Origin of the sequence: Siminovitchia sp. FSL W7-1587 (genome assembly GCF_037963795.1) — a bacterium.
GTDB classification, from domain to species: Bacteria; Bacillota; Bacilli; order Bacillales; family Bacillaceae_C; genus Siminovitchia; species Siminovitchia thermophila.
The window spans coordinates 1202432-1227709 of the sequence record NZ_CP150169.1 but is presented as its reverse complement, the minus strand read 5'-3'; the positions used below and the strand labels follow the sequence as shown (position 1 = coordinate 1227709).

26 protein-coding genes are annotated in these 25278 nt (G+C 43.2%); 21 read left to right on the top strand and 5 right to left on the bottom strand.

The features are described from left to right. Positions 1 to 246: 246 nt before the first annotated feature. Both NST31_RS05815 and NST31_RS05810 read right to left on the bottom strand, forming a co-directional pair. On the bottom strand, positions 247 to 483 hold the full coding sequence (locus NST31_RS05815) for a hypothetical protein (RefSeq protein ID WP_077113146.1): 237 nt from the start codon (positions 481 to 483) through the stop codon (positions 247 to 249). Positions 484 to 856: 373 nt separating this feature from the next. Beyond that, on the bottom strand, positions 857 to 2014 hold the full coding sequence (locus tag NST31_RS05810) for an acyl-CoA dehydrogenase family protein (RefSeq protein WP_077113147.1): 1158 nt from the start codon (positions 2012 to 2014) through the stop codon (positions 857 to 859). A gap of 187 nt (positions 2015 to 2201) precedes the next feature. Here NST31_RS05810 and NST31_RS05805 point away from each other — a divergent pair, with 187 nt between their 5' ends. The 4 genes from NST31_RS05805 (at position 2202) to NST31_RS05790 (ending at position 5330) form a co-directional block, all read left to right on the top strand. Beyond that, positions 2202 to 2954: an amino acid ABC transporter ATP-binding protein gene (locus NST31_RS05805; protein WP_077113193.1), complete on the top strand. Its 753-nt coding sequence runs from the start codon at positions 2202 to 2204 to the stop codon at positions 2952 to 2954. Between the two features lie 11 nt (positions 2955 to 2965). Then, a complete protein-coding gene (locus NST31_RS05800) occupies positions 2966 to 3814 on the top strand; it encodes a transporter substrate-binding domain-containing protein (RefSeq protein WP_077113148.1) in 849 nt (282 codons plus the stop codon). Positions 3815 to 3891: 77 nt separating this feature from the next. Next, the gene (locus tag NST31_RS05795) at positions 3892 to 4590 is read left to right on the top strand and encodes an amino acid ABC transporter permease (RefSeq protein WP_139345696.1); all 699 of its coding nucleotides are present in this window, start codon (positions 3892 to 3894) and stop codon (positions 4588 to 4590) included. A 14-nt stretch (positions 4591 to 4604) separates the two neighbouring features. Next, positions 4605 to 5330 carry an amino acid ABC transporter permease gene (locus NST31_RS05790; RefSeq protein ID WP_339164495.1) on the top strand — a complete coding sequence of 242 codons (726 nt, stop codon included), beginning with the start codon at positions 4605 to 4607 and terminating at the stop codon, positions 5328 to 5330. A gap of 505 nt (positions 5331 to 5835) precedes the next feature. On the opposite strand, the gene argJ is transcribed toward NST31_RS05790, so the two are convergent. Next, positions 5836 to 6993, bottom strand: a complete 1158-nt coding sequence (argJ, locus tag NST31_RS05785; protein WP_339164493.1) for a bifunctional glutamate N-acetyltransferase/amino-acid acetyltransferase ArgJ — start codon at positions 6991 to 6993, stop codon at positions 5836 to 5838. Positions 6994 to 7165: 172 nt separating this feature from the next. On the opposite strand from argJ, the gene NST31_RS05780 reads away from it, so the two are divergent. The 6 genes from NST31_RS05780 to NST31_RS05755 all read left to right on the top strand — a co-directional run bounded on the left by NST31_RS05780 (position 7166) and on the right by NST31_RS05755 (position 14145). Continuing rightward, a complete protein-coding gene (locus tag NST31_RS05780; protein ID WP_339164491.1) occupies positions 7166 to 7621 on the top strand; it encodes an N-acetyltransferase in 456 nt (151 codons plus the stop codon). 1226 nt (positions 7622 to 8847) lie between these two features. Further along, the gene (locus NST31_RS05775) at positions 8848 to 10296 is read left to right on the top strand and encodes an aldehyde dehydrogenase family protein (protein WP_339164489.1); all 1449 of its coding nucleotides are present in this window, start codon (positions 8848 to 8850) and stop codon (positions 10294 to 10296) included. 71 nt (positions 10297 to 10367) lie between these two features. After that, positions 10368 to 11765 (top strand): APC family permease, encoded by a 1398-nt coding sequence (locus tag NST31_RS05770; RefSeq protein ID WP_339164488.1) that lies wholly within the window; start codon positions 10368 to 10370, stop codon positions 11763 to 11765. Between the two features lie 129 nt (positions 11766 to 11894). Then, on the top strand, positions 11895 to 12560 hold the full coding sequence (locus tag NST31_RS05765; protein ID WP_339164486.1) for a GntR family transcriptional regulator: 666 nt from the start codon (positions 11895 to 11897) through the stop codon (positions 12558 to 12560). 21 nt (positions 12561 to 12581) lie between these two features. Next, positions 12582 to 13802: an L-2-hydroxyglutarate oxidase gene (gene lhgO, locus NST31_RS05760; RefSeq protein WP_339164485.1), complete on the top strand. Its 1221-nt coding sequence runs from the start codon at positions 12582 to 12584 to the stop codon at positions 13800 to 13802. Positions 13803 to 13815: 13 nt separating this feature from the next. Next, positions 13816 to 14145 (top strand): DUF3870 domain-containing protein, encoded by a 330-nt coding sequence (locus NST31_RS05755; protein WP_077113158.1) that lies wholly within the window; start codon positions 13816 to 13818, stop codon positions 14143 to 14145. Positions 14146 to 14236: 91 nt separating this feature from the next. On the opposite strand, the gene NST31_RS05750 is transcribed toward NST31_RS05755, so the two are convergent. Continuing rightward, positions 14237 to 15124, bottom strand: coding sequence for a LysR family transcriptional regulator (locus tag NST31_RS05750; RefSeq protein WP_339164484.1), 888 nt, complete (start codon positions 15122 to 15124; stop codon positions 14237 to 14239). 154 nt (positions 15125 to 15278) lie between these two features. Here NST31_RS05750 and NST31_RS05745 point away from each other — a divergent pair, with 154 nt between their 5' ends. The 4 genes from NST31_RS05745 to NST31_RS05730 all read left to right on the top strand — a co-directional run bounded on the left by NST31_RS05745 (position 15279) and on the right by NST31_RS05730 (position 19095). Beyond that, entirely contained in the window at positions 15279 to 16229 is a 951-nt protein-coding gene (locus NST31_RS05745) for a D-2-hydroxyacid dehydrogenase (protein ID WP_339164483.1), read from the top strand. A gap of 26 nt (positions 16230 to 16255) precedes the next feature. After that, entirely contained in the window at positions 16256 to 17206 is a 951-nt protein-coding gene (gene speB, locus NST31_RS05740; protein ID WP_339164481.1) for an agmatinase, read from the top strand. Positions 17207 to 17793: 587 nt separating this feature from the next. After that, the gene (gene glaH, locus NST31_RS05735; RefSeq protein WP_077113162.1) at positions 17794 to 18726 is read left to right on the top strand and encodes a glutarate dioxygenase GlaH; all 933 of its coding nucleotides are present in this window, start codon (positions 17794 to 17796) and stop codon (positions 18724 to 18726) included. A 234-nt stretch (positions 18727 to 18960) separates the two neighbouring features. Then, complete coding sequence (locus tag NST31_RS05730; protein WP_339164480.1) at positions 18961 to 19095, top strand: hypothetical protein; 135 nt, start codon at positions 18961 to 18963, stop codon at positions 19093 to 19095. A 504-nt stretch (positions 19096 to 19599) separates the two neighbouring features. Here NST31_RS05730 and NST31_RS05725 read toward each other — a convergent pair. Beyond that, the gene (locus tag NST31_RS05725; RefSeq protein WP_339164479.1) at positions 19600 to 19869 is read right to left on the bottom strand and encodes an amphi-Trp domain-containing protein; all 270 of its coding nucleotides are present in this window, start codon (positions 19867 to 19869) and stop codon (positions 19600 to 19602) included. 139 nt (positions 19870 to 20008) lie between these two features. Between NST31_RS05725 and NST31_RS05720 the strand changes: the two genes are divergently transcribed. The 7 genes from NST31_RS05720 (at position 20009) to NST31_RS05690 (ending at position 25277) form a co-directional block, all read left to right on the top strand. Continuing rightward, positions 20009 to 20359, top strand: coding sequence for a multidrug efflux SMR transporter (locus tag NST31_RS05720; protein WP_339164477.1), 351 nt, complete (start codon positions 20009 to 20011; stop codon positions 20357 to 20359). Position 20360: 1 nt separating this feature from the next. After that, positions 20361 to 20675 carry a multidrug efflux SMR transporter gene (locus tag NST31_RS05715; RefSeq protein WP_339164475.1) on the top strand — a complete coding sequence of 105 codons (315 nt, stop codon included), beginning with the start codon at positions 20361 to 20363 and terminating at the stop codon, positions 20673 to 20675. 10 nt (positions 20676 to 20685) lie between these two features. Continuing rightward, complete coding sequence (locus NST31_RS05710; protein WP_339164473.1) at positions 20686 to 21384, top strand: DNA alkylation repair protein; 699 nt, start codon at positions 20686 to 20688, stop codon at positions 21382 to 21384. After that, on the top strand, positions 21377 to 21928 hold the full coding sequence (locus NST31_RS05705; RefSeq protein WP_339164472.1) for an isochorismatase family cysteine hydrolase: 552 nt from the start codon (positions 21377 to 21379) through the stop codon (positions 21926 to 21928). The genes NST31_RS05710 and NST31_RS05705 overlap by 8 nt, the downstream gene beginning before the upstream one ends. A gap of 18 nt (positions 21929 to 21946) precedes the next feature. Then, positions 21947 to 23413, top strand: coding sequence for a nicotinate phosphoribosyltransferase (locus tag NST31_RS05700; protein WP_339164470.1), 1467 nt, complete (start codon positions 21947 to 21949; stop codon positions 23411 to 23413). Positions 23414 to 23432: 19 nt separating this feature from the next. Next, complete coding sequence (gene nadE, locus NST31_RS05695; protein ID WP_077113168.1) at positions 23433 to 24257, top strand: ammonia-dependent NAD(+) synthetase; 825 nt, start codon at positions 23433 to 23435, stop codon at positions 24255 to 24257. A gap of 63 nt (positions 24258 to 24320) precedes the next feature. Next, the gene (locus NST31_RS05690) at positions 24321 to 25277 is read left to right on the top strand and encodes a MoxR family ATPase (protein WP_077113169.1); all 957 of its coding nucleotides are present in this window, start codon (positions 24321 to 24323) and stop codon (positions 25275 to 25277) included. Position 25278: the final 1 nt, after the last annotated feature.

The window sequence follows — 25278 nt, the reverse complement described above, 5'->3', positions numbered from 1 at the left end:
CATTTACATTTCATTGTAAATGACGGCTGGTTTTTTTATGCCGGTTTTCTGATTCAACGGACATTTATTCTTTGGGGAGGAAAAAGAAGATGTGTCTCGCAAAATCAGGCTGCAAACTATGCGGTAACTGCAAAGGCTCGAAAAAAACGAAGACAGAAGAGAAGAAAAAGTGAGGAAAAGAGAGCGGATTCAGCCGCTCTCTTTTTCATATTGCCACAAAACCCTTCTTCCATGGCGGAAATCGCTTCAATTTGTTTTATAACGAATAGGTTCTGGAACATCTGCGTAGTATATTGCTTTATCACGAAATAGAAGAGTGTCTGAGCATTTCCTTGTTGAAAGAAATGATTGGTTTTCATTTAAAAAGTGAGCGGATTCGGCCGCTTCCAGGCTGTTGAGAAACCTTTGATGTTTCATCACGGCAAGTCCGTTCACCCTTTGGGAATGCTCGTCTTTTTTGAGATCCCCGGCGACTTTTTTCATTTACTATCCGCTTTTTGGAAAATACTCTCTACTATTTAGATTCCCTCTCGTCGCAATGAAAATGCTCTTCCTTATTTCGATTTCCTCTTGAATTTTGGAAAATACTCTCTGCTATTTAGATTCCCTCTTGAATTTTGGAAAATACTCTCTGCTATTTAGATTCCCTCTCGTCTTTATGAAAATACTATTCCTTATTTCGATTTTTGCTCTTGCCTTTTGGAAAATACTCTCTACTATTTTGTTTTATTTGCGTTTTTCGGAAGTTACTTTCCATTTTTTATATTTACTCTCGGTATTAGAAAATACTCTTCACTTACCTCTCGTCTTTCGGGGTATTATTATCGACTTGAAGAGGAGATGCAGCCGCTCTCTTTCAATTCGCTCCTTTTTGGATGGCTGTTTGCGCCAGTTTTAGTATGGTGACATCATCCATCGGCGGGTTATGCAAACCGGCCCTGACATCGCGGTAGTAGCGCTGCAATGGGTTCTGGCGCTGGAGGCTCTTGGCGCCGACGATACGCATCGCTTTATCAACAATGTCAATGGCCGAATTCGTAATGGTATATTTGACTGCGCCAAGTTCGTTTGTCATGTATGGTCTCCGCGCTTCATCATCATATGCTTCCGCCACGTTGTATATAAAGTGCCGGCACCTGGTTAGCTCCAAGTCCATCTCCCCAAGCAGGCGCTGCACATTGGGAAGTTCACTGATCGTTCCCTCAATACTGTTCGGGGAATACTCCAGCGCGAAACGGAGGGCGAAGTCGCGGGCAGCCTGCGCAATGCCAAGATAGCAGGCCGGGATGTGTAAAATCCATCCGTTTACTTTGTTTCCTCTTGGGCCCTCGTTGATTTCCATCAGCATGGAGTCATCTACGGTGACACGATCGAGCACTAAATCATGGCTTTCCGTCCCTCTCATTGAGATCACGTCCCATGTTTCCTCAATGGATAAACCTTCCGATTCTTTATGAAGGAGGAAAAACCCGATGGCTTGTTTTTCCTCAATCCACGCAGAAGTGAGAAAATAAGTTAAAGCCGGGGACATGGTCGTAAATGTTTTTCGGCCCGATATCTCCCATTTTCCCCCTTTTTTCACGGCTGTTGTACCGGGCCGGCCGCCTCTTGTCGGACTGCCTGTTTGGGCTTCGCTGACAGCCCTGTTAACGAGAGCGCCATTCAGCACTTCTTCCGCAAAAAATGCCAATTTGCTGTCATCCCATAATTTTTTTTCATAAAGCTCACCTGTTACGCCCATATGCCAACCAATCGAAAGTCCTGTTGCGGCATCGCTGCTTGCGATTGTTTCTTGGAATAGCACCATGTCATAAATGCCGATGCCTTTTCCTCCGTATGTTTGCGGAAGTGGCAAACTTGTATAACCAAGATTCACTAGCACATCGATATTTTCTTTTGGAAATTTACTCTGTTCATCGGTATCGGCTGAACGAGTGCTGAATTCTGTACCTTCTTCGCTTAATGTTTGCAGCCATTTCTTTTGCGTATTGGTTTTGATAAATATTTGTTTCAAGTCATACTCACCCCGGATTTTTATATGTCATATATATGATAAATGAAGAATTCCTATTTGTTTTATAGGCTTAAATATATCTGAGTTTACTAGGAGCGTCAAGGCATTCAGGTTAATCCTTACTTTACAGGTAAGAATAATTATGTTAACGTCTTTTATATACTATTCGAAAAGTGCAGGGATGGTTATGATTGAACTGGAAAATATCACCAAACGCTACAAAAAGAATGAAGTATTAAAAGGGGTGGACTTGAAAGTCCAAAAGGGGGATGTGCTGGTCATCATCGGCCCGAGCGGTTCCGGAAAGACAACGTTATTAAGATGTATGAATTACTTGGAGCGCCCGGATGAAGGCACAGTTACCATAGACGGTTTTACAGTGAAGGGAAATCATCCTTCCAAACGGGATATATTGGCGCTGAGAAGAAAAACAGCGATGGTTTTTCAACATTACAATCTGTTTAAAAATAAGACCGTTTTGGAAAATGTAACAGAAGGTCTGATTGTGGCCAAAAAAGTATCCAAACAGGAAGCAAGGGAGATTGGGATCTCGTTGCTTGAGCAGGTGGGCCTTGCAGAAAAAATGGATGAGTACCCGTCGCGGCTTTCCGGCGGGCAGCAGCAGCGCGTTGGTATAGCAAGGGCATTGGCCCTCAATCCGTCCGTTATTTTATTTGATGAACCAACATCTGCGCTTGACCCGGAAATGGTTGGGGAAGTTCTGTCCATCATTAAAAAAATTGCGCGTGATGGGATTACCATGGTTGTTGTGACCCATGAAATAGAATTTGCTCGCGAGGTGGCGACCCGTGTCGTTTTTATGGACGAAGGCCAGATCGTCGAAGAAGGCGTGCCGGAGGAAATTCTTGTTCGCCCAAAACATGATCGGACAAAGCAATTTTTAAAGAGATTAGTCAGAGAAGAAGATTACGCAATCTAGGGGGAAAGGGAATGAAGAAAGTTTTACTGGGAGCCGCTTTATTCACGCTCTTTGCTTTTATGGGGGGCTGCTCGCAAAGTTCAGCAGATTCAGAAAAAACAGATGGTAAACAAGTGGTGAAGGTAGCGATTAGTGATGAAGTGAATCCTCCGTTTCTGTATGCCGATGAAAATAACAATCCGATTGGATATGACATGGATTATATGAAAGAAATAGAAAAAAAGCTTCCGGAATATACCTTTGAATATGTGTGGGGAGAGGAAGAATCCAATTTGGTTGGCGTTGATACGGGAAAATATGACTTTGCCATTAACTGGTTCTTTAAAAATCCGGAAAGGGGAGAAAAGTTTCTGTATCCGGAGCATGAATTTGGCTATTCATTGACAGCGCTCGTTACAAAAAAAGATCGAGATGATATTAAAACATTGGATGATATGGTGGGGAAAAAATTCCCGCCGATGTCTCCAAGCGGAGGTCTTCGCACTATTTTAAACGCTTATAACGAACAACATAAGGACCGTCCATTAACGATTGAAAGCATGGATGCTCCTTCCAATGCGGAAAATCTCAAACTTGTTGATAAAGGCAAGGCCGACGCGATGTTTATGAACGTCACAACGTTCAATGAAATTCAAAAAGAGCTGGATCTTGACTTGAAAGTGGCCGGCATTATATCAAAAGAACCGATATGGACGGTATACCATAAGGACCATACAGAGCTTGCCAAAAAGATAGATGAAGCCACGGTTGAATTGCGGGAAGACGGCGTATTGTCCAAGCTGGCCGAAAAATGGTTTGGCGTAGATTTCTTTAAAGATCTTGATTACATGAATGAAGAAGGATTTCATTTTGAACCATAATGTTTCCGTGTTGGGCCGCCCGGTGCCGCCCGGCGCGGACTTTCATGATCATAGCGTCTTTCAGGTGGTGAATGAATATGAATTCGGGGTTTGCAGGCTGGCTTGATTTATTTGTCAAAGTATTGGAGAAATTGCCGCTCACACTCCTGATGCTCGGCCTTTCTTTGTTTTTTTCCATCATTCTCGGGTTGGTAATCGCGGTCATCCGTATTCAGAAAAAGCCGATGTTGTATCAGTTGGCTACCTTTTATTTATCTTTCACAAGGTGCACGCCGCTGCTCGTACAGCTTTTTCTCGTCTATTTTGGCCTGCCGCAATTACTGCTTGCTTTCCATATCGATATTAATAGTTGGGACCGGCTTGTCTTTCTTGTGATGGCCTTTTCTTTTCATACGGCCGCTTACTTGTCGGAAGTTTTCAGGTCCGCGTATCTTGCTGTCGGAGAGGACCAATTGGAAGCTGCTTACAGTGTCGGAATGAGCTATTCCCAGGCTTTAACAAGGATTGTTTTGCCGCAGGCGTTTGTCATTTCGTTGCCGAACCTCGGAAATAACATCATCGAGCTCCTGAAAGATACGTCACTCGCTTTTACGATTGGCATTATCGATATTATGGGGCAAGTGCGCATCATATTGGGAAACAACCATGGCATGGGAATGTTTCAAATCTATGTCGTCATTTCCCTCGTGTATTGGGGAACGTGCATCTTGATTGAAAGCGTGATTGGTTTTATGGAAAAACTGTTTAAAAAAGGGCGGGTTAGCTTATCTGAATAAAGGTAGTGATATGAATGTCTATCATTAATTTGGAATTTGCTTTGGAACATGTTCCGGACGTATTGAAGGGTGTTCCTGTCATGCTGTCGATTGCGGTTGTCGCGATGGTGTTTGGCTCGATTTTTGGCTTGTTGATCGCTTTATGCAGAATTTACCGCGTTCCGGTGTTACATCGTTTTCTTATTTTGTACATTTCCTTTATAAGAGGCACGCCGCTCTTGGTTCAGCTGTATGTGTTTTTTTACGGTGTTCCCGTTCTCATAGATTACTTGAATGCGAAGTTCGGCCTGAACATGGATGCCCAAGGTATTTCACCGCTTATTTATGCGTTTATCGCCTATACGCTTCATACGGCGGCGTATCAGGCGGAAATTTTCCGTTCTGCCATCAATGCGCTGAATGTTGGACAAATGGAAGCGGCCTATTCTGTTGGCATGACAACGGCACAAGGCTTGCGGAGGATTATACTGCCCCAAGCGTTTCTAGTCGCGCTTCCCAATTTAGGCAATACATTTATTAGTTTGATGAAGGCGACGTCGCTTGCCTTTGCCGTTAAAGTCGTGGAGATCATGGCGCTTGCTAAAATTATTGCTAATGACGGTTACCGATTTCTGGAAATGTATTTAGTGGCATCCATTATTTATTGGGTCATCTGCCTGTTTTTTGAGGTTGTTTTCGCGAAGCTTGAAAAAAGAATGCGCCGCCACGAATCTCATTCGGATGCAAAAGTGGCGGCGTGAAGACTTTTTTGAAAGGGGACTGGATGGGCCTTTTCATTTCTCATCGTTTTTAATAGAAGCATGGCCCGATCCAGAAACGAAATGGATTGCCCCCTGTATCGATGTTCGCGCACAATGCCTGTTCGTCTAGACGATAGGCGTGCTCTTTTTTTCAAGTCGAACAGCCTTCTGCGATCAATATAGACGGGCCGGGAAGTCGCTGCAATTTGAAATTCCCGCGTTCTGTACGGCGCACAGCAAGATGATCCAGATGAATACAGTGGATCAAAACGATCTCGGGTTTATATAGACAACCGAAAAAAAACGCTCCATCTTCTGTTTTGGGTTTCTTCATTATTCAATTATTGTTTCGGGGCATGAAAAATCATAAGCGACACCGGTCCGCAACTTCCCATAAATGACGGCATGCGCCGGCAGGGAGATCCCCCAACTAAAAAACAGTCGGTGGGAAGCACTTTGTTTTCTTCCAACTGATTGATGTTAGAGATTTTTTAGGCGTCTCTTTTTACGTAGTATATTCTCCATTAATGCGTACATAATCATAGGATAAGTCACATCCCCAGCCTGTGGCGTTCCCTGGGCCTTGACCGAGACTAACAAAAATCCCGATGTTGTTCCCTTTCAAATATTTCGCCAGCTCTTCTTGGTTGGGCGCTGTCGGTTCTCCTTCTTTAAATACGATGAGATCACCAAATGAAACGGATACTTTAGCTGGGTCAATGGTGAAATCCGCATTTCCAATCGTTGAAATAATCCTGCCCCAATTCGGATCGGCCCCAAAGATGGCTGTTTTGACAAGGGGAGAATTAATGATCGCCTTGACCATTCTTTTAGCTTCGGGTTCACTGTTGGCCCCTGACACGCTCACCTCTACAAGCTTTGTTGCTCCTTCCCCGTCACGGGCCAAGTCTTTGGCCAAGCTGATGAGCATCGCGGTCAATACTCGTTCAAATTCATCAAGATCGACAGGGCCTGCCAGGCCATTGGCCATGATCGCCACAGTATCGCTCGTGCTCGTATCCCCATCAATTGAAACCATATTGAACGATACATTTACCGCTCTTTTTAATATTTTTTGTAAATGTTCAGGGGCAATTTCGGCATCTGTCACAATATAGCTGAGCATGGTCGCCATGTTTGGTTCAATCATGCCGGACCCTTTGGCAATCGCGCATACAGTGGCATTGCCCACTTGCTCTTTACGATATTTTGGAAAGGTGTCTGTCGTCATGATGGCTTCGGCGGATTTTTGTAGTGCCTCTTTTGTTAACTCCTTTTTCAAGCCGGGAATGCCTGCCAATATGTTTTTGACAGGTAGAGGGACTCCGATCACACCGGTGGAAGATGGCAAAATGTCCTCCGGATTGACGGCAAGCTCCTCCGCCAGAGTATCAATGATGTGATGGACATCTTCGATGCCTTGTTCCCCGGTCGCTACATTGGCGTTTTTGCTGTTAATGACAAATGCTTGCAAATAACCATTTTTGATATGTTCTTTGCCTACAACGACAGGTGCTCCGCAAAATTGATTTTGCGTAAACATCGCCGCCGCCGCCGCGCGGACTTCGGAGTATATGACGGTGAAATCAAGTGTTTCATCTTTAATGCCCACATTTTTTGCGCAAGATAAAAACCCTTTCGGGAAGGTAAGCGGATTTTCCATTAGAATCATCCCTGCCTTATCTGTTTTTATTTATATTATACAATGGACAGACGTGAAAGAAAGGGATTTTTGAATAATTATTTAAAAATGTGCATAAATATGAATAAATGTATTGACTTTCACCTGTCGTTCAGTAAGATAAGTTATATATTAAATAAAAAGGTGATAATCAATGGTCGAAATCCGCAAAGCAACTTTGAAAGATATTGATCAAGTACATGATTTGGTGAATAAATATGCTAAGGAAGAATTACTGCTGCCAAGGACGCGCGAATCGCTCGTCATCAACATCCAGTCTATTTTTGTAGCAAGTGAGGGTGGAGAGGTGGTTGGTGTTGCCTGCCTGGCCATTCTTGGTCAAGACCTTGCGGAAATTCGATCACTTGCTGTTTCCGAAAAAGCACAAGGCCGTGGAATAGGAAAGATGCTTGTTGAGAAAATTATAGAAGAAACGAAAAATATTGGTATCTCCAAGTTGATATCGTTGACATATCAAGTTGTCTTTTTTGAAAAATGCGGTTTTACAATCATCGAAAAAACGGAGATGCCCCAAAAGGTTTGGACCGATTGCATTCATTGTCCAAAATTTCCAGCATGTGATGAAGTAGCCATGGCCATCCATTTGTGATATTGTTCAAAAATTACATTAATATAAAACAACATTGACAGATTCGTGAACTTATTGTTATAGTAATAATCGTTATCTTGTAAATAACATTAAAAATAATATAAACATAAGTTTAAAACTGTCAAATCTAACCAGACTTTGTTGAGAAAACGTAAACAAAGCATTACGTAGATTTAGAGCCAGTAAACGAATGTAAATGATAGTAACACGTCTTGCGGATTATCCATTTACAGTAGTTGCTGGCTTTTTTCATTGGAAAACTTTTCTAACTGTATATCCTTTTCTCAACAAAACATGATGACTGATGAAAAAGAAGGTGACTGCGGGAAAGAAGAGTTCTGGAATAGAGGAAGAAAGCCGTCATCTATGTATCTGTCACCAGAGCGTATTTTGCCAATGGGAATCAGACTTCATCAATGTAAAACAGGCCGGACAGGAGAAAGTAGCGAAAACGCATTCGCCTTCATCCTGTATCCGCTTTTTCCGCATTCCCTCCGATTTGTAAAGAGTTTTCAGACGATTCCTGTCAGCGTAGCCGCGAAACTTTGGGGGAAGAAGCGATATGATCCGCTTTGACTTGCTTTTAACAGTCGGATGCTTCTTAATATTGTGACCTTTTCAAAAAAAGGGGCTGTTCCCATTTTTTGGCGGGAAGATCTCTAGCTTTTTCAAATGTGAAACCCCTTTAAGAGAAAAGTCATCGGGCCTGTTAGGGGCGATTCACCATTCCTTCTTACACTTTATGAAAGGCTTTACGAATAAAATGTTATCGGATTCATCTCTAGTGAAATACAAGGAGTTTTCTTCGTCTGGAAACTGTTTTCGATGGGGATTTGCGGTTGATCTAAACTGGGCACTCGGTGTTGGTAGAAAGAACGGGCATCCGATTCGGAAATATATTTTCCGGAAATCAGATTGTACCAAGCTTCCCTGGCCGCAATAGAGGAAACGAAAGAGAAGCACTTCGTTGAAAACAGTACGTTTGGGCAGTACAAGCTGGAATCCTTTTATATCAAATAACTTTTCCGAAATACGGTGCATCGAACCGGCTGGTCCGACTTGTTCCATTGGGTTTGTCGACAGAAAAGCAATGCAAACTCCGGTAAACTGGAATGATTTTTTTAGTGCCTGCCTCTACTGTATGTAGTCGTTGAAAAGGATTGAACATTGGAAAAAGAAGTACAAATGACAAGAGAGAAAAATGATGTAGATGGGAGAGAGTACGTATGGAAAATTATCTTAACTTTATTGGCGGCGAATGGGTTGGTTCTGTTTCAGGAGAAAAGCACGAACATTTTAACCCGGCGAAGCCAAATGAATGTATCGGTTCAACTGAAGTCTCAACACCCGAAGACGTGAATAGAGCCATTAAAGCGGCAAAATCTGCTTTCAAAGGCTGGAAAGCGACTTCTTCGGTGGCAAGAGGAGAAATCCTTCGTAAAGCTGCTGATATTTTGGAAGAGCGGGCAGATGATATCGCCAAGTCAGCCACATTGGAAATGGGAAAACGCTTTATTGAAACGAAGGGGGAGGCTCTGCGCGGGGCATCCATTTTGCGATATTACGCACAGGAAGGGTACCGCAAAACTGGTGAAGTCTTACCCTCGGCGAACGCCGGATCGACTTTGCTTGCGCTGCGTGTTCCTGTCGGGGTAGTGGCGGCGATTACCCCGTGGAATTTTCCAATCGCCATTCCCATTTGGAAACTGGCTCCCGCACTCGTATTCGGCAACCCTGTCGTCTGGAAGCCGGCACAAGAAACGGGTATCACTGCTGCAAAAATCGCCAAGGTTTTTGCGGACGCAGGTCTTCCGGCAGGCGTACTAAACCTTGTGTTAGGGAGAGGTTCTGTTATTGGAGAAGTCATGACAGAGCATGAAGATGTATCGGCTGTTACGTTTACTGGTTCAAACGCAGTTGGGCAAACAATCGCTCAACAGGCAACGGCAAACGGAAAGAAATATCAGTTGGAGCTTGGGGGCAAAAATCCGGCGGTTGTACTTGCGGATGCCAATTTGGATCTTGCCGCTCGTCTCGTCGTAGAAGGGGCAATGAAACAAACAGGCCAACGTTGTACAGCAACCAGCAGAGTATATGTTGAAGCACCTGTTCATGATCAATTCGTTGAAAAAGTAATTGAACAAGCAAAGCAAATCAAAATCGGCGACGGTTTACAAGAGGAATACACGATGGGACCCGTTGCTTCCAAAAAACAGTTCGATACAGTTACAGGTTATATCCAAAAAGGGAAAGAAGAAGGCGCCACGCTTTTATACGGTGGTGAAACGCTTGATATTAATGGCGGTTACTACATCGAACCAACGATCTTTGGTGATGTTACTCATGAAATGACAATTGCCAAAGAGGAAATTTTTGGGCCGGTTGTGGCAGTCATGAAAGTGGCCGATTATGAAGAGGCTCTTGAAAAAGCAAATGATACGATTTACGGACTAAGCGCAGCGATCTTCACCACAAACCTGGAAAAAGCATTTCATTTTATCGAAAACAGTGAAGTGGGCATGGTGCAAATAAACGGAGAGACTGGCGGTGCTGAGCCACAGGCTCCGTTTGGGGGAACGAAAGCTTCCGGCCAAGGACCAAAAGAACAGGGACAGGCTGCGGCTGAATTCTTTACAACAAATAAAACGGTAACTTTTAACCCATTCGCGAAGTAATAACATGTTCTCTGCTGAAAGCGGACAGTCTTTCAGCAGAATCTCTTATAAATGAATAAAGGAGAAAGGTAATGCAAAAAGATCGAAATATTGAAAAGGTTTTATCTCGTTGGGATGTCCTGTTTTTAGCCTTTGGCGCCATGATTGGTTGGGGCTGGGTCGTGTTATCCGGAGAGTGGATTCTTGGAGCCGGTACGGTTGGAGCGATGATTGCATTTGTCGCCGGAGGCGTCCTCGTTATATTTGTTGGTCTGACTTATGCAGAACTCGCATCTTCCATGCCTACGACAGGTGGTGCGCTTATATATGTCTTAAGGGGAATTGGTCCTAAAAGCTCCTTTACAGCTTCATGGATGCTCGCACTCGGTTACATTTCGGTTGTAGCATTTGAAGCGGTGGCACTGCCTACAGTGATCGAATATATTTTTCCAAACTATAAAGTCGGTTTCATGTATACGATTAATGGTTATGATGTATATCTTTCTTGGGTTCTTGTAGGTGTGGTCGGTTCCATCTTTGTGACAATTGTAAACTATCTCGGCATCAAATCCGCCGCCTTTTTACAAATGGTACTGACGATTATTATCGCTATTATTGGATTAATGCTCATTTTTGGTGGTGTTTTTAACGGTGAAGCTGCCAATGCCGAGCCGCTATTCATTGGCGGAGTTGGCGGTATTATGGTCGTTGCGATTATGACGCCATTTATGTTTGTCGGTTTTGATGTGATTCCGCAAACAGCGGAAGAAATGAACGTTCCCGCCAGGTCAATTGGGAAAATTTTAATCGTATCTGTTGTAATGGCCGTTGTTTGGTATGTTGCCATTATATTTGCGGTTGGACTGGGCCTTGATCATAATACTCTGGCCAATTCTACACTCCCGACGGCTGATGCAATGGCCAAATTGTTTGGAAGCGACATCTTTGGCATTATATTGATACTCGGAGGAATAGCGGGTATTATTACGAGTTGGAACGCGTTTATTATCGGAGGAAGCCGGATTTTGTATGCGATGGCCGATAAGAAGATGATTCCTTCTTGGTTTGGCAAGCTTCATCCCAAACACGGAACTCCGGTAAACGCTGTCTTATTTATCGGTACTTTGGCAACAGTAAGCCCGCTACTTGGGCGGCCCATGCTTCTCTGGCTTGTGAACGCGGGTGGACTTGCTATTGTTATTGCTTATTTGCTGGCTGCGGTGGCTTTTGTTCAGCTCCGCAAAAACGAACCGGAAATGGAGAGGCCATTTAAAGCCGGAAAGTCAAGCATTGTCGGGTGGCTGGCCGTTCTTATGAGTATTTTCTTCGTTATTCTATACATGCCCGGAATGCCGGCGGCTCTCATTTGGCCATATGAGTGGGCTATTTTTGCCGGTTGGATGCTTCTCGGTTTCTTGCTCATGTTGTCCATGAGAAAAAATTTTTCATCCGGTGAAATTCGCTATCATCACAACAAAAAAATAGGATAGTCATATAAAGTAAAATGAATCCAATTTGATGAAGATTGGATTCATTTTTTTGTAAAATTCCTGATTGAAAACGTTAAACTTCTATGATAAACTATGGATTGTATCCAAAATAAAGAGAGGTGGATATCATTGTCGAACGATGCCGCGTCAAATAAATCGACGATTGTCAAAAACGTCACGAAACGGCTTAGAAAAGCCATTTTGGATGGTACGTTAAAAGAAGGCGATCGTTTAATCCAGGAGGAATGGGCAGAACGCCTCAAGGTAAGCAGGATGCCCATACGTGAAGCATTGACGCAACTCCAAATTGAAGGATTAGTCGAGCTTGTTCCTCATAAAGGAGCAGTCGTTACACCGATTACAAAAGACAATATAGAAGAAATATATCACCTTCGCTCCATGCTGGAGGGACTGGCGGTGGAAAAGTCTCTTCCTTATTTAACCGAGAAAGATAAACAACATTTATATGATATTTTAATTCAAATGGAGACACTCGAGTTAACAGATGAAACAAATGATCAATATATCCAACTGAATGCTTCCTTCCATCAGACACTCAGAAGCGGCTGTCCGTGGCCCCGCGTTCAGAAAATGGTCGAAATGTTGGGGATTTCACCAATCGCCCCCAATTTATTAATCGACTACTATCAAGAAACGCAAAGGGAACATCGCCTTATATATGAAGCGGCGTTACGGGGAGATCCTGCTGAGCTAAGGGCTGCGGTGGAGTATCATATTTTGCGGACAAAAAATAATTTGATCAAGTGCATGGAACACATGAAAAAACATACTTAACTTGGACGGGGGTATAAAAATATGTATGATTTTGCGATTGTAGGCGGCGGTATTGTAGGGCTTTCAACAGGCATGGCCATATATGACAGATTTCCAAATGCCAAAGTGGTTGTGATTGAAAAAGAATCCGCTGTTGCCACGCATCAAACAGGACATAACAGCGGGGTCATCCATTCGGGAATCTATTATAAGCCAGGGAGCTATAAAGCGCGTTTTGCCAGACAAGGAAGCCAGTCAATGACTGAATTTTGCCAGAAACACAATATTGATCACGACATATGCGGCAAGGTCATTGTGGCGACGAAACCTGAAGAACTGCCGCTTCTTGACAACTTGTATGAGCGCGGTTTGCAAAATGAACTGGCTATTGAAAAAATTGAGTCAGCCGAATTGAAAGAAATTGAACCTCATGTGGCGGGTCTTGCGGCCATTCGCGTACCTATGGCTGGTATCGTCAACTACAGGCAAGTGAGTGAAAAGTTTGCAGAAATCATTGCCGATCATGGCGGCGATATTTTGTTAAACACAAAAGTAGAGAAAATCAATGAAGAAAATGATGAGGTCGTTATCGAAACGAATAATGGAACGATAAAAGCCGGCATTGTCATTAATTGCGCGGGCCTTCACAGTGATCGGGTTGCTGCTGCCGCAGGCTATAAAACGGACATGAAAATAGTGCCTTTCCGTGGGGAATACTACAAGTTGAAACCGGAAAAGCGGTATCTCGTTAAACATTTGATTTACCCGGTTCCAAACCCCAAGTTTCCGTTTTTGGGCGTCCATTTTACCCGCATGATCGATGGCGAAGTGGATGCGGGCCCCAATGCTGTGCTTGGATTTAAACGAGAAGGTTACAAGAAAACGGACTTCAATCCTAAAGACTTGGCTGAAACGTTAACATACGGCGGCTTTTGGAAACTTGCGTCCAAGTTTATGAAAGAGGGAATGGAAGAATATATCAGGTCATTCAGCAAAGCTCAGTTCACGAAGAGCCTTCAAGCATTAATTCCGGAAATCCAAGAGGATGACCTTGTACCGGCACCTGCCGGCGTTCGCGCCCAGGCATTAAAAGATGATGGCTCCATGGTGGACGACTTCCACATTATTATGGGGCAACGCTCGATCCATGTATGTAATGCACCATCACCGGCTGCAACAGCATCAATAGAAATCGGAAAAGAAGTGGCACGAAGAATTCCTGAACAGTCACACCTTAAAGAAGCGGCTGTCACAATTCAATAAAGAGGGGATATCGATGGAGTTTAATGCAAAAACGATGTTCATTGCAGGCCATGCGCGCCTGCCGCAAGGAATGGCTGCCAAAAGCGTCTACGAGACACTGACCATTACAGCAGAAATTGATGTAAAGTATGGGGTCATACTAAAAGCCTCCGCTACTCTTGCAACTGAACATGGAAGTGATTTTATCGGGCGGCTTCTAAGAGGAACCAGTTTGAAGGATGGCATTGATGAACAGATAGAAGCCATTCAAACGTATTATAAAGGGAAAGCGACCAACGCGCTTATTGCGGCCATGAAAGATTTGCACTTGCATTTCAAGCAAATCACTGAAGGGGAAAAATAAGGCGAGGAGTTCCTCCTGAAGTGTGGAATCGTTATAAGGAACCATTTGATCAAAAAGCTCAGCGAGCCCCTTGACGGGCATTGTTGAGCTTTTATTCTTCGGGTGCTTTTACCCACAAGGATTTGACAACTTCTGTGAAAGACTGTAACTCCTCTTTCTCCTCTTTTTTCTTCAAATATATAAGAGATGTTTTAAAGCTGATCTTTTGATCCGTCAACTCGATAGGAATCAACATTCCATTGTTTAGCTCCTTTTTTATGAGATTGCTAGATAGCAGTCCATAGCCTGTTCCTTTTAAGACAGCGCGTTTGATTGCTTCTTCACTGCCGAATTCAATATTTTTTTTCGGAGAAAAGTCTGTTTGTTGTATATAGTGGTTAATGAGGGCCTTGTAGTTCCCGCTGATTCTGTATCTGATAAAAGGCAAGTTGTTGATGATTTCGTTCACTGACAATTGCTCAGAGACAGATTTTGCTGCGACTAATAAGAGCTCTTCTTCATCTAAAATGATATTTTCTATTTCTTCTCTTACTATTTCCCCTGCAATAACGCCTAAATCGAAAGTGTTGGATTCAATTCCTTTTATGACCTCGTTACTGTTACAAGAAGCTAAGTTGATATGGACATCGGGAAATGTCTTTAAAAACTCAGATACAATGAAAGGAAAGTAGTTGGTGCAATAAAATTCAGAAGCAGCAATATGAAGATAACCGTTTGGCTTTTCGAGATCTTCAAAGGCGGATTCCATTCGATCCACGATCAAAAAAAGTTCATCAGTATACTTCTTTAACAGCTTGCCGGCCGGCGTTAAATGATTGGTTCTTCCAACACGAAAGAATAATAGTTGATTCAACTCTTTTTCCAGTGACTGAATCTGAGCCGTAACAGTTGGCTGGGTAAAATTCAGTTTCTCCGCCGCCTTCGTAAAATTCAAGCACTCTGCCACCACCTGAAACGTTTTTAAATTCCTCAATTCCATTCCCGCGCCACCTCTGTACATCATATTGCCAACAGTTTACCATAGATCGGCCAATAGAAATGTATCCATAGAAGCGATTGATGAAAACGATCAAAAAGTTCAATTTCTCAATCAATATGCACCATGCTATGTTAAATGTAATGGGGGTGTTTGTGTGATTGTTTGTACAACATCAGACTTATCCGCTGAAATGAGACAAAAAATAGCGAAAGAAACGCAAGTTCCTGTCGTTCAAAGAACAATCAATGAACTGAGCAAAAGGGAGAAAAATGCTGTGGAAATTCTGATCACTTATGGAAACTTTGATGATGCTGTCACCGTTGAGGAATTGCGGAAGCTTCCAGGGTTGAAATGGATCCACGTCTTAAGCAGCGGGACGGAGCAATTGCCGATAACCCCAATCAAAGATAAGAACATTCTCGTCACTTCATCAAAAGGGATTCATGCGATTCCGATCAGTGAGTATGTGATTTTCGCCGTTCTTTATTTTGCAAAACATATACCACAATTTATAAAGCTTCAGGAACAGAAGAGCTGGTCATATACTGCTGGAATGTCTGAAGTTTATGGCAAAACGTTAGGAGTGCTGGGAACGGGTGTAATTGGATTGGAAATTGCCAGAAAAGCAAGGGCGCTTGGCATGAGAGTAATCGGAGTAAATCGAAGCGGACGTCATATGGCCGGCTTTGATGAAGTCCATCGTGTTCAGCGGTTGAAGGAAATAGTCCCATGTTGTGATTATATTTGCAGTGCGCTTCCATCTACTGATGAGACGAGAAATCTCATCGACAAAAATATCATTCAACTGATGAAGGATCAAGTCATTTTTATGAATGTCGGCAGAGGGGATGTCATTGTTGAAGAGCATTTGTTAGAAGCTTTAAGAACAGGAAAAATAGGCGGTGCGGCTTTGGATGTGTTTAAAAGCGAGCCGCTTGAAGCTCAACATCCATTTTGGAGAATGAAAAATGTGTTGATTACACCTCATGCTTCCGCCAGAACGAATATGTACATGTTCCGTGCTCTTCAAATGTTCCTTGAAAATTTTCGCTATTATCAACAGAATGCTCTTCAGTTTATGGTCAATAAGGTGGATTTTCATTAACGTCATGTAGAAAGAAGGGAAAGCACATGGTGAAATACAGACAAGATTCAACTTTTAAGGAGCCCAGGTTTAGTGGGATCAGTACTTTTATGAGGCTTCCGCATGTGAAGACATTGGAAAATGTAGACGTGGCCATCATAGGTGTCCCTTTTGATACGGGGCAAACATTCAGAACAGGAGCAAGGTTTGGACCGCAAGCCATTCGCAACTTCTCGTCGCTTGTGCGCTGCTCTTCGAATCACCACAAAATCAATATATTTGATTATATTTCCGCTGTAGATTATGGAGATATTCCGGTTGTCCCGGGATTTATCCAAGAAACATATAAGAATATAGTCGAAGTTTTGGCTCCTATGTATAAAAAGGAAATCGTCCCGATTGTCATGGGCGGGGACCATTCCATTTCGTTAGGAGAACTGCGAGCTGCTGCCGAACATTATGGACCTGTTTCTCTCGTCCACTTTGATGCGCACACTGATACAGTGGACAGCTATTTTGGACAAAGGTACACACATGGTACCCCTTTTAGGCGGGCGGTGGAAGAAGGATTAATTGACCCTGTTCATTCTATCCAGATTGGGTTGCGCGGGTCGATCAATAGCGTGGACGAGTACGATCAATCCAGAGAACTCGGATTTGAAGTGATAACGACAGAAGAAGTCCTGGACATGGGAATCAAGTCATTAATTTCTTCCATTAAACATAGAGTGGCAGGCCGGCGTGTCTTTCTTTCTTTTGATGTAGACTTTATTGATCCGGCATTTGCCCCAGGGACGGGCACTCCGGAAGTTGGGGGAATTTATCCGCGTGAAGCCTTCCAAATATTACGCCAACTGACCGATATTCCTTTTATTGGTTTTGATGTGGTGGAAGTTCTTCCAGCGTACGATCATGGAGATATCACATCCGCATTGGCAGCCAACGTTATGTTTGAAATGATGTGTTTAACGGCATTGAATAAAAAAGAACACACCTGATGTGTAACAGAATGGGAGTGAGACACAACTAAATCAGCTGATGAAAAAACGAACAATACAGTGAAACTTCATTTAGTAGGGCTCCTGCTGAATGTTAGTTGAACCAATCTGGCATTTAGGTGCTGTTTACTCCCACTTAGCCCTTTTGTATTCACTCAAGATTTTGAAGTGAGAGTTTTACGGCACCTTACATGCGGGATAAAGTGAAACTTCATTGAATAAGATGGGATGGTTTGTATTCTCAGAGAATATGAAACAATTTCGAAAAAAATTTGACAAATTTGTTGACACCGCAGACACTCGGTGATATTCTTTAGATAAGAATTATTTTAAACATATTCACCTTTTGAAAAATGCCTTTTCAAAATCGTGAATAGTATAGATTGTACACAAATGACAGGGAAAGTAAAATAAGCAAAACTGCAATATTCACTGTGACTCTACTTCCATAGAGCGGTGAAGTGAATATAAGCCAGTTGTTCGAATGTAAGCCTTTCTATTTGGAAAGGTTGTTCGACAACTGGCTTTTTACGTTTTCTGTCAAACCCGTTTTTACTGATAAAAATTTTTACAGGAGGAATATTTTCATGGGAGTTGCAACAGAAAGCAAATTCGTAAAGAAAACAGCCGGTTATGAGGTAAAGCCTCATCCGCAGTCAAACCGTTTGTTCCACATCACAGTTAACAAAGAAGCGATTGCCAAGTTTTTAGCGGCAGTGGAAGAGAAAAACATCTCTGTCCAAAGCCTTGAGTACACACCATACCAGCGCTTGATCGTATCTTCTCTTCTTCAAGATTTCGTGGGAGAAGATCTCGGCGAAACGCTTAGAGGAATTGTTCACGACCGCGAAACAGGCGGATTTACACTCGGTTTGGAAGGTGTAACTGAAAACACAGATGAGTATGTGATTTTTGCAACAGCGATTACACATCTACTTGGACAGCCCAATTTTGACGCCATGTCCGGAAAATATTATGCGCGTTTTACAGTAAAAGACACTGATAATAGTGACTCTTACCTGCGTCAAGCATACCGTCTCTTTACGCTCCATACTGACGGAACATTCGTTGATGAGCCAACTGACTGGTTGCTCATGATGAAAATGATTGAAGAAAACGCGCGTGGCGGTGAATCAAGACTTCTTCACTTGGATGATTGGAAAGAGCTTGATAAATTTGCAAACAATCCGCTTGGAAGCCACAAATTCTTGTACAAAGCTCCACCAAGCAAAAACGTTTCACAAGAAGTTAATCGTGCAACATTCTTTAAAAAGAATGACAAACCTTGCATCTGCTTTATCGACCAATTTGTTTATCCAGAAACAATTGATCAAGCTAAATACTTGGAAGAACTTTCTGCTTCCATGGAAAGCGATGAGAGCGTCATTGAATTGGAACTTCCAGTAGGCGACCTCGTTGTCGTCAACAACTTGTTCTGGTTGCACGGCCGTGCGGCATTTGAAAAAGATCCAAACTTAAATCGTGAATTGATGCGTCAACGTGGACGTTTCTTAGAGTAAATCATTCTCATTTGGAAATAACCTCTACCATTTTGTATGCACCCTTTGCAGGGTGCTTTTTTTATAGGCCGAGAACATAATCCATATAAATCCAAGTGAATCCAAGAGAAGAAATAGCGAACCCAGTCACCATTCCCAGTTCATCGTACGCGCCCAAGTATGATGGTGCCGTTCGGACATTACACTATGCAAAACTGGCCGACAGACGACTATTTGTGATTTGGCGGTAAAATCATGAGCGGAGTAAAACGCGCGGCAAGCGGCTTCCTAAGCTGGAAGATAAAATATGTAGGAAAGCCGCTTGCGATGAACGCCCTCCCGCTTTGGACTTACAAGTTGAGCACAAAACTCGCGGACAAGCGTGGATAGGAGGGTGAGCCGAAATACCCGTGTATGAGGAGGTCATACCCGCGTATAGAGGAGAATACCCGCGCGTGGAGAGAAATACCCGCGCATGGAGAGAAATACCCGCGTATAGAGAAAAATACCCGCGTATAGAGAAAAATACCCGCGTATAGAGGAGAATACCCGCGTATAGAGGAAGAATACCCGCGGATAGAAAAAAATACCCGCGTATAGAGAAAAATACCCGCGCATGGAGGAAAATACCCGCGCATGGAGGAAAATACCCGCGTATAGAGAGAAATACCCGCGTATAGAGGAGAATACCCGCGTATAGAGAAAAATACCCGCGTATAGAGGATAATACCCGCGTATAGAGAATAATACCCGCGGATAGAAAAAAATACCCGCGGATAGAGGAGAATACCCGCGGATAGAAAAAAATACCCGCGTATAAGGAGAAATCCCGCGGATAACCATCATGTTATCCGCGGGATTAAGAAAGCTTCCCTTGAGTAACCGCTATGTTGCTCAGTCAATTTTTAAGGGCTTGTTTTGTTCTCCTTCATGCCATTCTAATTCGAATTCAAATTCATACTTTCCATTTCTTTCTTCGAGTTCAATTTCTACGGTGACGAATTCTCCCGGTTCCACTTTTTGTGCCTGTTCTCCTTGGTGGAGCGTAAAGGACCCCTCTTCTTTTAATTTTGTTGCAATGGTTTGGAGGAGAGATGCTGCCTGTTCTCTTCCCATTTTTTCTTTATAACTGATCAGTCTGTTTGTTTGGTTTCTGTTGTTCATGATCCATCCTCCTTTCTGATATCTCTAAATTACTATTCTTCCACAAAAAAGTAAAAGTTCCTCTAAAAGTTGTGATTTTATAGGGATGTTTCCCACGATGTGCTAAAATATACGTGAAAGAGGGTGGAAGGAGAATCGGATGGCTTGGTTATATGTTCTCTTTGCGGCTATTGTTGAAGTATTTTGGGTCATTGGTCTAAGGTACTCGGAAACATTTTTGGAATGGACCGGGACAATTGTGATGATTATTTTCAGCTTCTATTTTGTCATTAAAGCATGTGAAAAACTGCCATCTGGAACGGTCTATGCCGTTTTTACAGGTTCCGGGGCAGCTGCCATTGTCTTGATTGATTTTATCGTTTTTAGCGCAGACTTCACCTTTATAAAACTTATTTTTATCGCTTTCATTATTATAGGAGTAGTGGGAATTAAAATGACGACAGACGAGAAGCGTGAAGTGTCGAAAAACCCTTCAGATGGAGGAGATTGATTTGGCATGGGTGTATCTCATTATTGCAAGTTTCGGAGAAATTTTTGGTGTTATGAGCATCAATATGTATAATCAGAAAAAAAGTATCGGATGGCTGCTTGCCATTATTTTCACCTTTGGCTTCGGGTTTTATTTTTTGGCGTTGGCGATGAAGGACATTCCGCTCGGTACGGCGTATGCAATCTGGACGGGATTGGGAGCGGCAGGCGCTGTCATAATGGGTATCCTCTTTTTTAAAGAGTCGGCAGGGTGGAAACGCATGTTATTTTTGAGCTTCATCATTGCTGGCGCAATCGGGTTAAAAGCGATTGAATGAGGGGTGAGCAATGATGGATGATGTAAGGTTTCAATCAATGGTTGAATGGTTGCGACAACATCACAATCAAGAAAATGCCGAAAAGATGGAAAGGTATATGCAAGGGCTATTTTCCTTCATTGGATTAAGATCGCCAGAAAGAAGGAATCTCACAAAGAATTTTATTCAATTGTTTCATGACATGACAATGGATGAATGTAAACCTTTTATTTTAAAATTGTGGGAGCTTCCGGAAAGAGAGTTTCAAAATATTGCCTTGGACATACTTGGCAAAAAACAGCAACAATTGGATGCATCCCATATAGATTTGATTGAATATTTGATTATAAAGAAGCCGTGGTGGGACACTGTTGATACCATTGCCAGCCACTTGGTTGGCACGTTATTTTTCAAATATCCCGAACTAATCGAATCAAGAGGCGAGAAATGGCTATCTTCCGATCATATGTGGCTTCAGCGGACCATGATCCTCTTTCAATTAAAGTATAAAGAAAAGACGGATGAAACATTGCTGTTTGCCAATATTAAGCACACGATGCATATAGAGCAATTTTTTATTCAAAAGGCGATTGGCTGGTCGCTCAGAGAGTACTCAAAAAGCAGCCCTGCCAGTGTCCTGCATTTTATAGAAAGTCATCCATTGTCTAACCTGGCAAAAAGAGAAGGCTTAAAATATATGCAAAGAAAAGGGAGGAATATGGATGGCTAAAAAGGCGTTGCTAAATGTCGATTATACATATGACTTTGTGGCTGAAGACGGCAAGCTTACTTGCGGGAGGCCAGGGCGGGATATTGAAAAGGCAATTGTTGGCTTAACAAAACAGTTTTTGGAAAATGGTGATTTTGTCGTTTTTGCGGTTGATAAACATGAAGAGGGAGATGACTTGCATCCTGAGACGGCGCTTTTCCCTCCACATAATATTGCAGGTACAAGCGGGCGGGAATTTTACGGCGGTTTGAAAGATTTGTACGAGCAGCAAAAAAATAGCCCAAACTTATATTATCTGGATAAAACAAGGTACAGTGCGTTTGCGGGAACGGACCTTGAAATAAAACTGCGTGAGCGGGCAATTGAAGAAGTCCATATTTGTGGGGTCTGTACCGATATATGTGTGTTGCATACAGCGGTGGACGCCTTTAACAAAGGGTTTCAAATGGTTATTCATAAGAATGCGGTGGCAAGCTTTAATGAGACGGGCCACAACTGGGCATTGACCCATTTTACAAACACACTTGGGGCAAGAGTAGTCTGAGAAAGGGAGTAAAGGCGCATGAGATTTCATGAAAACGACGACAGCCTGGCGCTGCATACAGATTTATATCAAATTAATATGGCGAAAACCTATTGGCAAGATGGAATCCACGAAAGAAAAGCAGTATTTGAATTATATTTTAGAAAATTGCCGTTTGCAAACGGTTATGCCATTTTTGCCGGATTGGAAAAAGCGATTCATTATTTGCGGAATTTTCATTTCAGCGAAAGCGATTTGCGATATTTGCGGGATGATCTCGATTATAATGGGGAATTTATCGACTATTTGGCGAACCTTCGTTTTTCAGGGACGGTTCGTTCCATGAAGGAAGGAGAGCTTGTATTTGGCAATGAGCCCATCATGCAAGTGGAGGCACCGCTTGCCGAAGCGCAGCTCATTGAAACCGCACTCCTGAACATCGTGAATTATCAAACATTGATTGCCACTAAGGCTTCCCGAATAAAAGAAGTGGTCGGGGATGAAGTGGCGCTGGAGTTTGGTTCAAGGAGAGCACAGGAAATGGACGCCGCTTTATGGGGAACACGCGCAGCTTTTATTGGCGGTTTCGATGCCACTAGCAATGTAAGGGCCGGCAAATTGTTCGGTATGCCTGTTGCCGGGACGCATGCCCATTCCATGGTCCAAGCGTATCAAGATGATTATACCGCATTTAAAAAATATGCGGAAAGTCATCGGGACTGCGTGTTTCTCGTTGATACATATGATACATTGAGATCCGGCGTTCCGGCGGCGATCCGGGTGGCGAAAGAATTTGGTGACAGGATTCAATTTAAAGGAATCCGCCTCGACAGCGGGGACATGGCCTTTTTATCAAAAGAAGCGAGGAAAATGCTGGATGCGGCAGGATTTCCGGACGCCAAAATTTATGCGTCAAGTGATTTGGATGAATATACGATTTTCCACTTGAAAGCACAAGGAGCAAAAATCGACTCCTGGGGAATCGGCACGAAACTCATTACTGCTTATGATCAGCCTGCGCTTGGGGCGGTATATAAAATGGTCGCCATCGAGAATGAGTTCGGAGAATGGGAGGATACGATTAAAATATCGAGTAACGCCGAAAAAGTAACCACCCCGGGCCGTAAAAAGGTTTACCGGATCATTAATCGGTTAAATCATAAGTCAGAGGGTGATTATATCACCTTATGGGATGAAAAGCCGGAAGAAGAAAAACAACTGAAAATGTTTCATCCTGTTCATACGTTTATTAGTAAATTGGTAACAGATTTTAATGCAAAACAATTACTTCATGAAATATTTGTAGACGGAGAGCTGGTATATGATTTGCCGGGCCTTCAAGACATTCAGGCGTTTGCCAGGGAAAACCTTGATCTCTTGTGGGCAGAGTATCGGCGTTCGCTAAATCCTGAAGAATATCCAGTCGACCTCAGTCAGGATTGCTGGGATAATAAAATGAGGAATATCGAAGCGGTCAAAGAAAAGATTGACCGTTTGAGAAAATAGAAGAAAGGGGACATGCGCCGTGAGTTTACAACAACAAATCATCAAAGAATTAAAGGTAAAGTCCCGGATCGATCCACAGGAAGAAATCCGCATCAGCATCGACTTTATGAAAGAGTATATGAAAGCTCATCCTTTTTTTAACGGATTTGTACTCGGTATATCTGGCGGACAAGATTCGACATTAGTCGGGAAACTGGCCCAGATGGCGGTTGACGAGCTGAACGAGGAGCGTGATGTGAAAAAATATAAATTTATTGCTGTCCGGCTGCCTTATGGCGTACAAAAAGATGCAAGCGATGTAGATGACGCGCTGGCATTTATTAAGCCGAGCGTGACTTATACAGTGGATATAAAGCCTGCCGTTGACGCAAGTGTGGCTTCCCTTGAAAAGGCGGGGGTGAAGATTTCCGACTTCACAAAAGGAAATGAAAAAGCGAGGGAACGGATGAAGGCCCAGTATAGCATCGCGGCAATGCATAACTGTGTCGTTCTCGGCACTGATCATGGAGCAGAAGCGATTACGGGGTTTTTTACAAAGCATGGAGACGGCGCAGCCGATCTCGTTCCTATATTCAGGTTAAATAAAAGGCAGGGAAGAATGCTTCTGAAAGAGCTGGGCTGTCCGGAACATTTGTACAATAAAATCCCAACCGCAGACCTGGAGGATGCCCGGCCGCTCTTGCCGGATGAGGTGGCGCTTGGCGTGTCATATGAGGATATCGATGACTATTTGGAAGGGAAGCAGGTTTCCCCGCAGGCTAAAAATACGATAGAGGCTTTATACCGCAAATCAATGCATAAACGGCATTTGCCGGCACATGTATTTGATGACTTTTGGAAATAGGGGGCGGTTCAGTCCCCTTCCATTCCACCATGTAAAATATGATAGGATCGGCAGGTGTATTCATTGACGACCGAGATTTCTCAGCAGCAAGTGAAAAAAGTGATTCAAAACATAGAAAAGGTCATTATTGGAAAAACAGAAGTAGCTCGGCTCAGTATCGTTGCGCTCCTGGCGGAAGGCCATGTGCTGCTGGAGGATGTACCCGGGTTAGGGAAAACGATGCTCGTCAAAGCGTTGGCGAAATCCGTTGATGCCGACTTTAAACGCATTCAATTCACTCCGGATTTATTGCCTTCCGATGTACTTGGCGTATCGATTTACAACCCGAAAGAAATGGCGTTTTCTTTTCGGCCCGGACCAATCGTGGGAAATATTGTTTTAGCCGATGAAATCAATCGGACTTCGCCTAAAACCCAATCTGCCTTGCTTGAAGCAATGGAAGAAAAAAGTGTGACGATTGACGGCGCGACACTCCATATGGAAAAACCGTTTTTTGTGATGGCAACACAAAACCCAGTAGAATACGAAGGAACATACCCGCTTCCCGAAGCCCAATTAGACCGGTTTTTATTGAAACTGAAAATGGGATACCCGGAAGCAAATGAAGAAGTAGAACTGTTGACGAGAGTACAAAAAGTCCCGCCAATCGACTACCTGGAACCGGTTATCAGCCTGGAGGAATTAAGACATTTACAGCGCCAGGTGAAAGATATATTTGCGGAAGAAACGATTAAACAATATATCGTTGATTTGGCCATCAAGACGCGGTCTCATCCGGACATATTCCTCGGAATCAGCCCCCGCGGATCAATCGCCTTGCTAAAAGCGGCACAGGCATACGCATTTATTTCAGGGCGCGACTTTATTATCCCGGATGATGTCCAGTACCTTGCTCCATATGTTTTCTCCCATCGCATCCTTTTGCAATCCGAGGCCAAGTACCGTGGGGTTTCAGCCGAATCCCTTATAGGCGAATTGGTGAAGTCGGTTGATATACCGGTAAAAAGGGCTGTAAAATAAG

Bases quoted from the DNA above. Each gene is read 5' to 3' on its own strand.
- NST31_RS05815 (WP_077113146.1), bottom strand. From the start codon at position 483: ATGAAAAAAGTCGCCGGGGATCTCAAAAAAGACGAGCATTCCCAAAGG.
- NST31_RS05805 (WP_077113193.1), top strand. From the start codon at position 2,202: ATGATTGAACTGGAAAATATCACCAAACGCTACAAAAAGAATGAAGTA.
- NST31_RS05800 (WP_077113148.1), top strand. From the start codon at position 2,966: ATGAAGAAAGTTTTACTGGGAGCCGCTTTATTCACGCTCTTTGCTTTT.
- NST31_RS05795 (WP_139345696.1), top strand. From the start codon at position 3,892: ATGAATTCGGGGTTTGCAGGCTGGCTTGATTTATTTGTCAAAGTATTG.
- NST31_RS05790 (WP_339164495.1), top strand. From the start codon at position 4,605: ATGTCTATCATTAATTTGGAATTTGCTTTGGAACATGTTCCGGACGTA.
- argJ (WP_339164493.1), bottom strand. From the start codon at position 6,993: ATGGAAAATCCGCTTACCTTCCCGAAAGGGTTTTTATCTTGCGCAAAA.
- NST31_RS05780 (WP_339164491.1), top strand. From the start codon at position 7,166: ATGGTCGAAATCCGCAAAGCAACTTTGAAAGATATTGATCAAGTACAT.
- NST31_RS05775 (WP_339164489.1), top strand. From the start codon at position 8,848: ATGGAAAATTATCTTAACTTTATTGGCGGCGAATGGGTTGGTTCTGTT.
- NST31_RS05770 (WP_339164488.1), top strand. From the start codon at position 10,368: ATGCAAAAAGATCGAAATATTGAAAAGGTTTTATCTCGTTGGGATGTC.
- lhgO (WP_339164485.1), top strand. From the start codon at position 12,582: ATGTATGATTTTGCGATTGTAGGCGGCGGTATTGTAGGGCTTTCAACA.
- NST31_RS05755 (WP_077113158.1), top strand. From the start codon at position 13,816: ATGGAGTTTAATGCAAAAACGATGTTCATTGCAGGCCATGCGCGCCTG.
- NST31_RS05750 (WP_339164484.1), bottom strand. From the start codon at position 15,124: ATGGAATTGAGGAATTTAAAAACGTTTCAGGTGGTGGCAGAGTGCTTG.
- speB (WP_339164481.1), top strand. From the start codon at position 16,256: ATGGTGAAATACAGACAAGATTCAACTTTTAAGGAGCCCAGGTTTAGT.
- glaH (WP_077113162.1), top strand. From the start codon at position 17,794: ATGGGAGTTGCAACAGAAAGCAAATTCGTAAAGAAAACAGCCGGTTAT.
- NST31_RS05730 (WP_339164480.1), top strand. From the start codon at position 18,961: ATGAGCGGAGTAAAACGCGCGGCAAGCGGCTTCCTAAGCTGGAAGATA.
- NST31_RS05725 (WP_339164479.1), bottom strand. From the start codon at position 19,869: ATGAACAACAGAAACCAAACAAACAGACTGATCAGTTATAAAGAAAAA.
- NST31_RS05720 (WP_339164477.1), top strand. From the start codon at position 20,009: ATGGCTTGGTTATATGTTCTCTTTGCGGCTATTGTTGAAGTATTTTGG.
- NST31_RS05710 (WP_339164473.1), top strand. From the start codon at position 20,686: ATGATGGATGATGTAAGGTTTCAATCAATGGTTGAATGGTTGCGACAA.
- NST31_RS05705 (WP_339164472.1), top strand. From the start codon at position 21,377: ATGGCTAAAAAGGCGTTGCTAAATGTCGATTATACATATGACTTTGTG.
- NST31_RS05700 (WP_339164470.1), top strand. From the start codon at position 21,947: ATGAGATTTCATGAAAACGACGACAGCCTGGCGCTGCATACAGATTTA.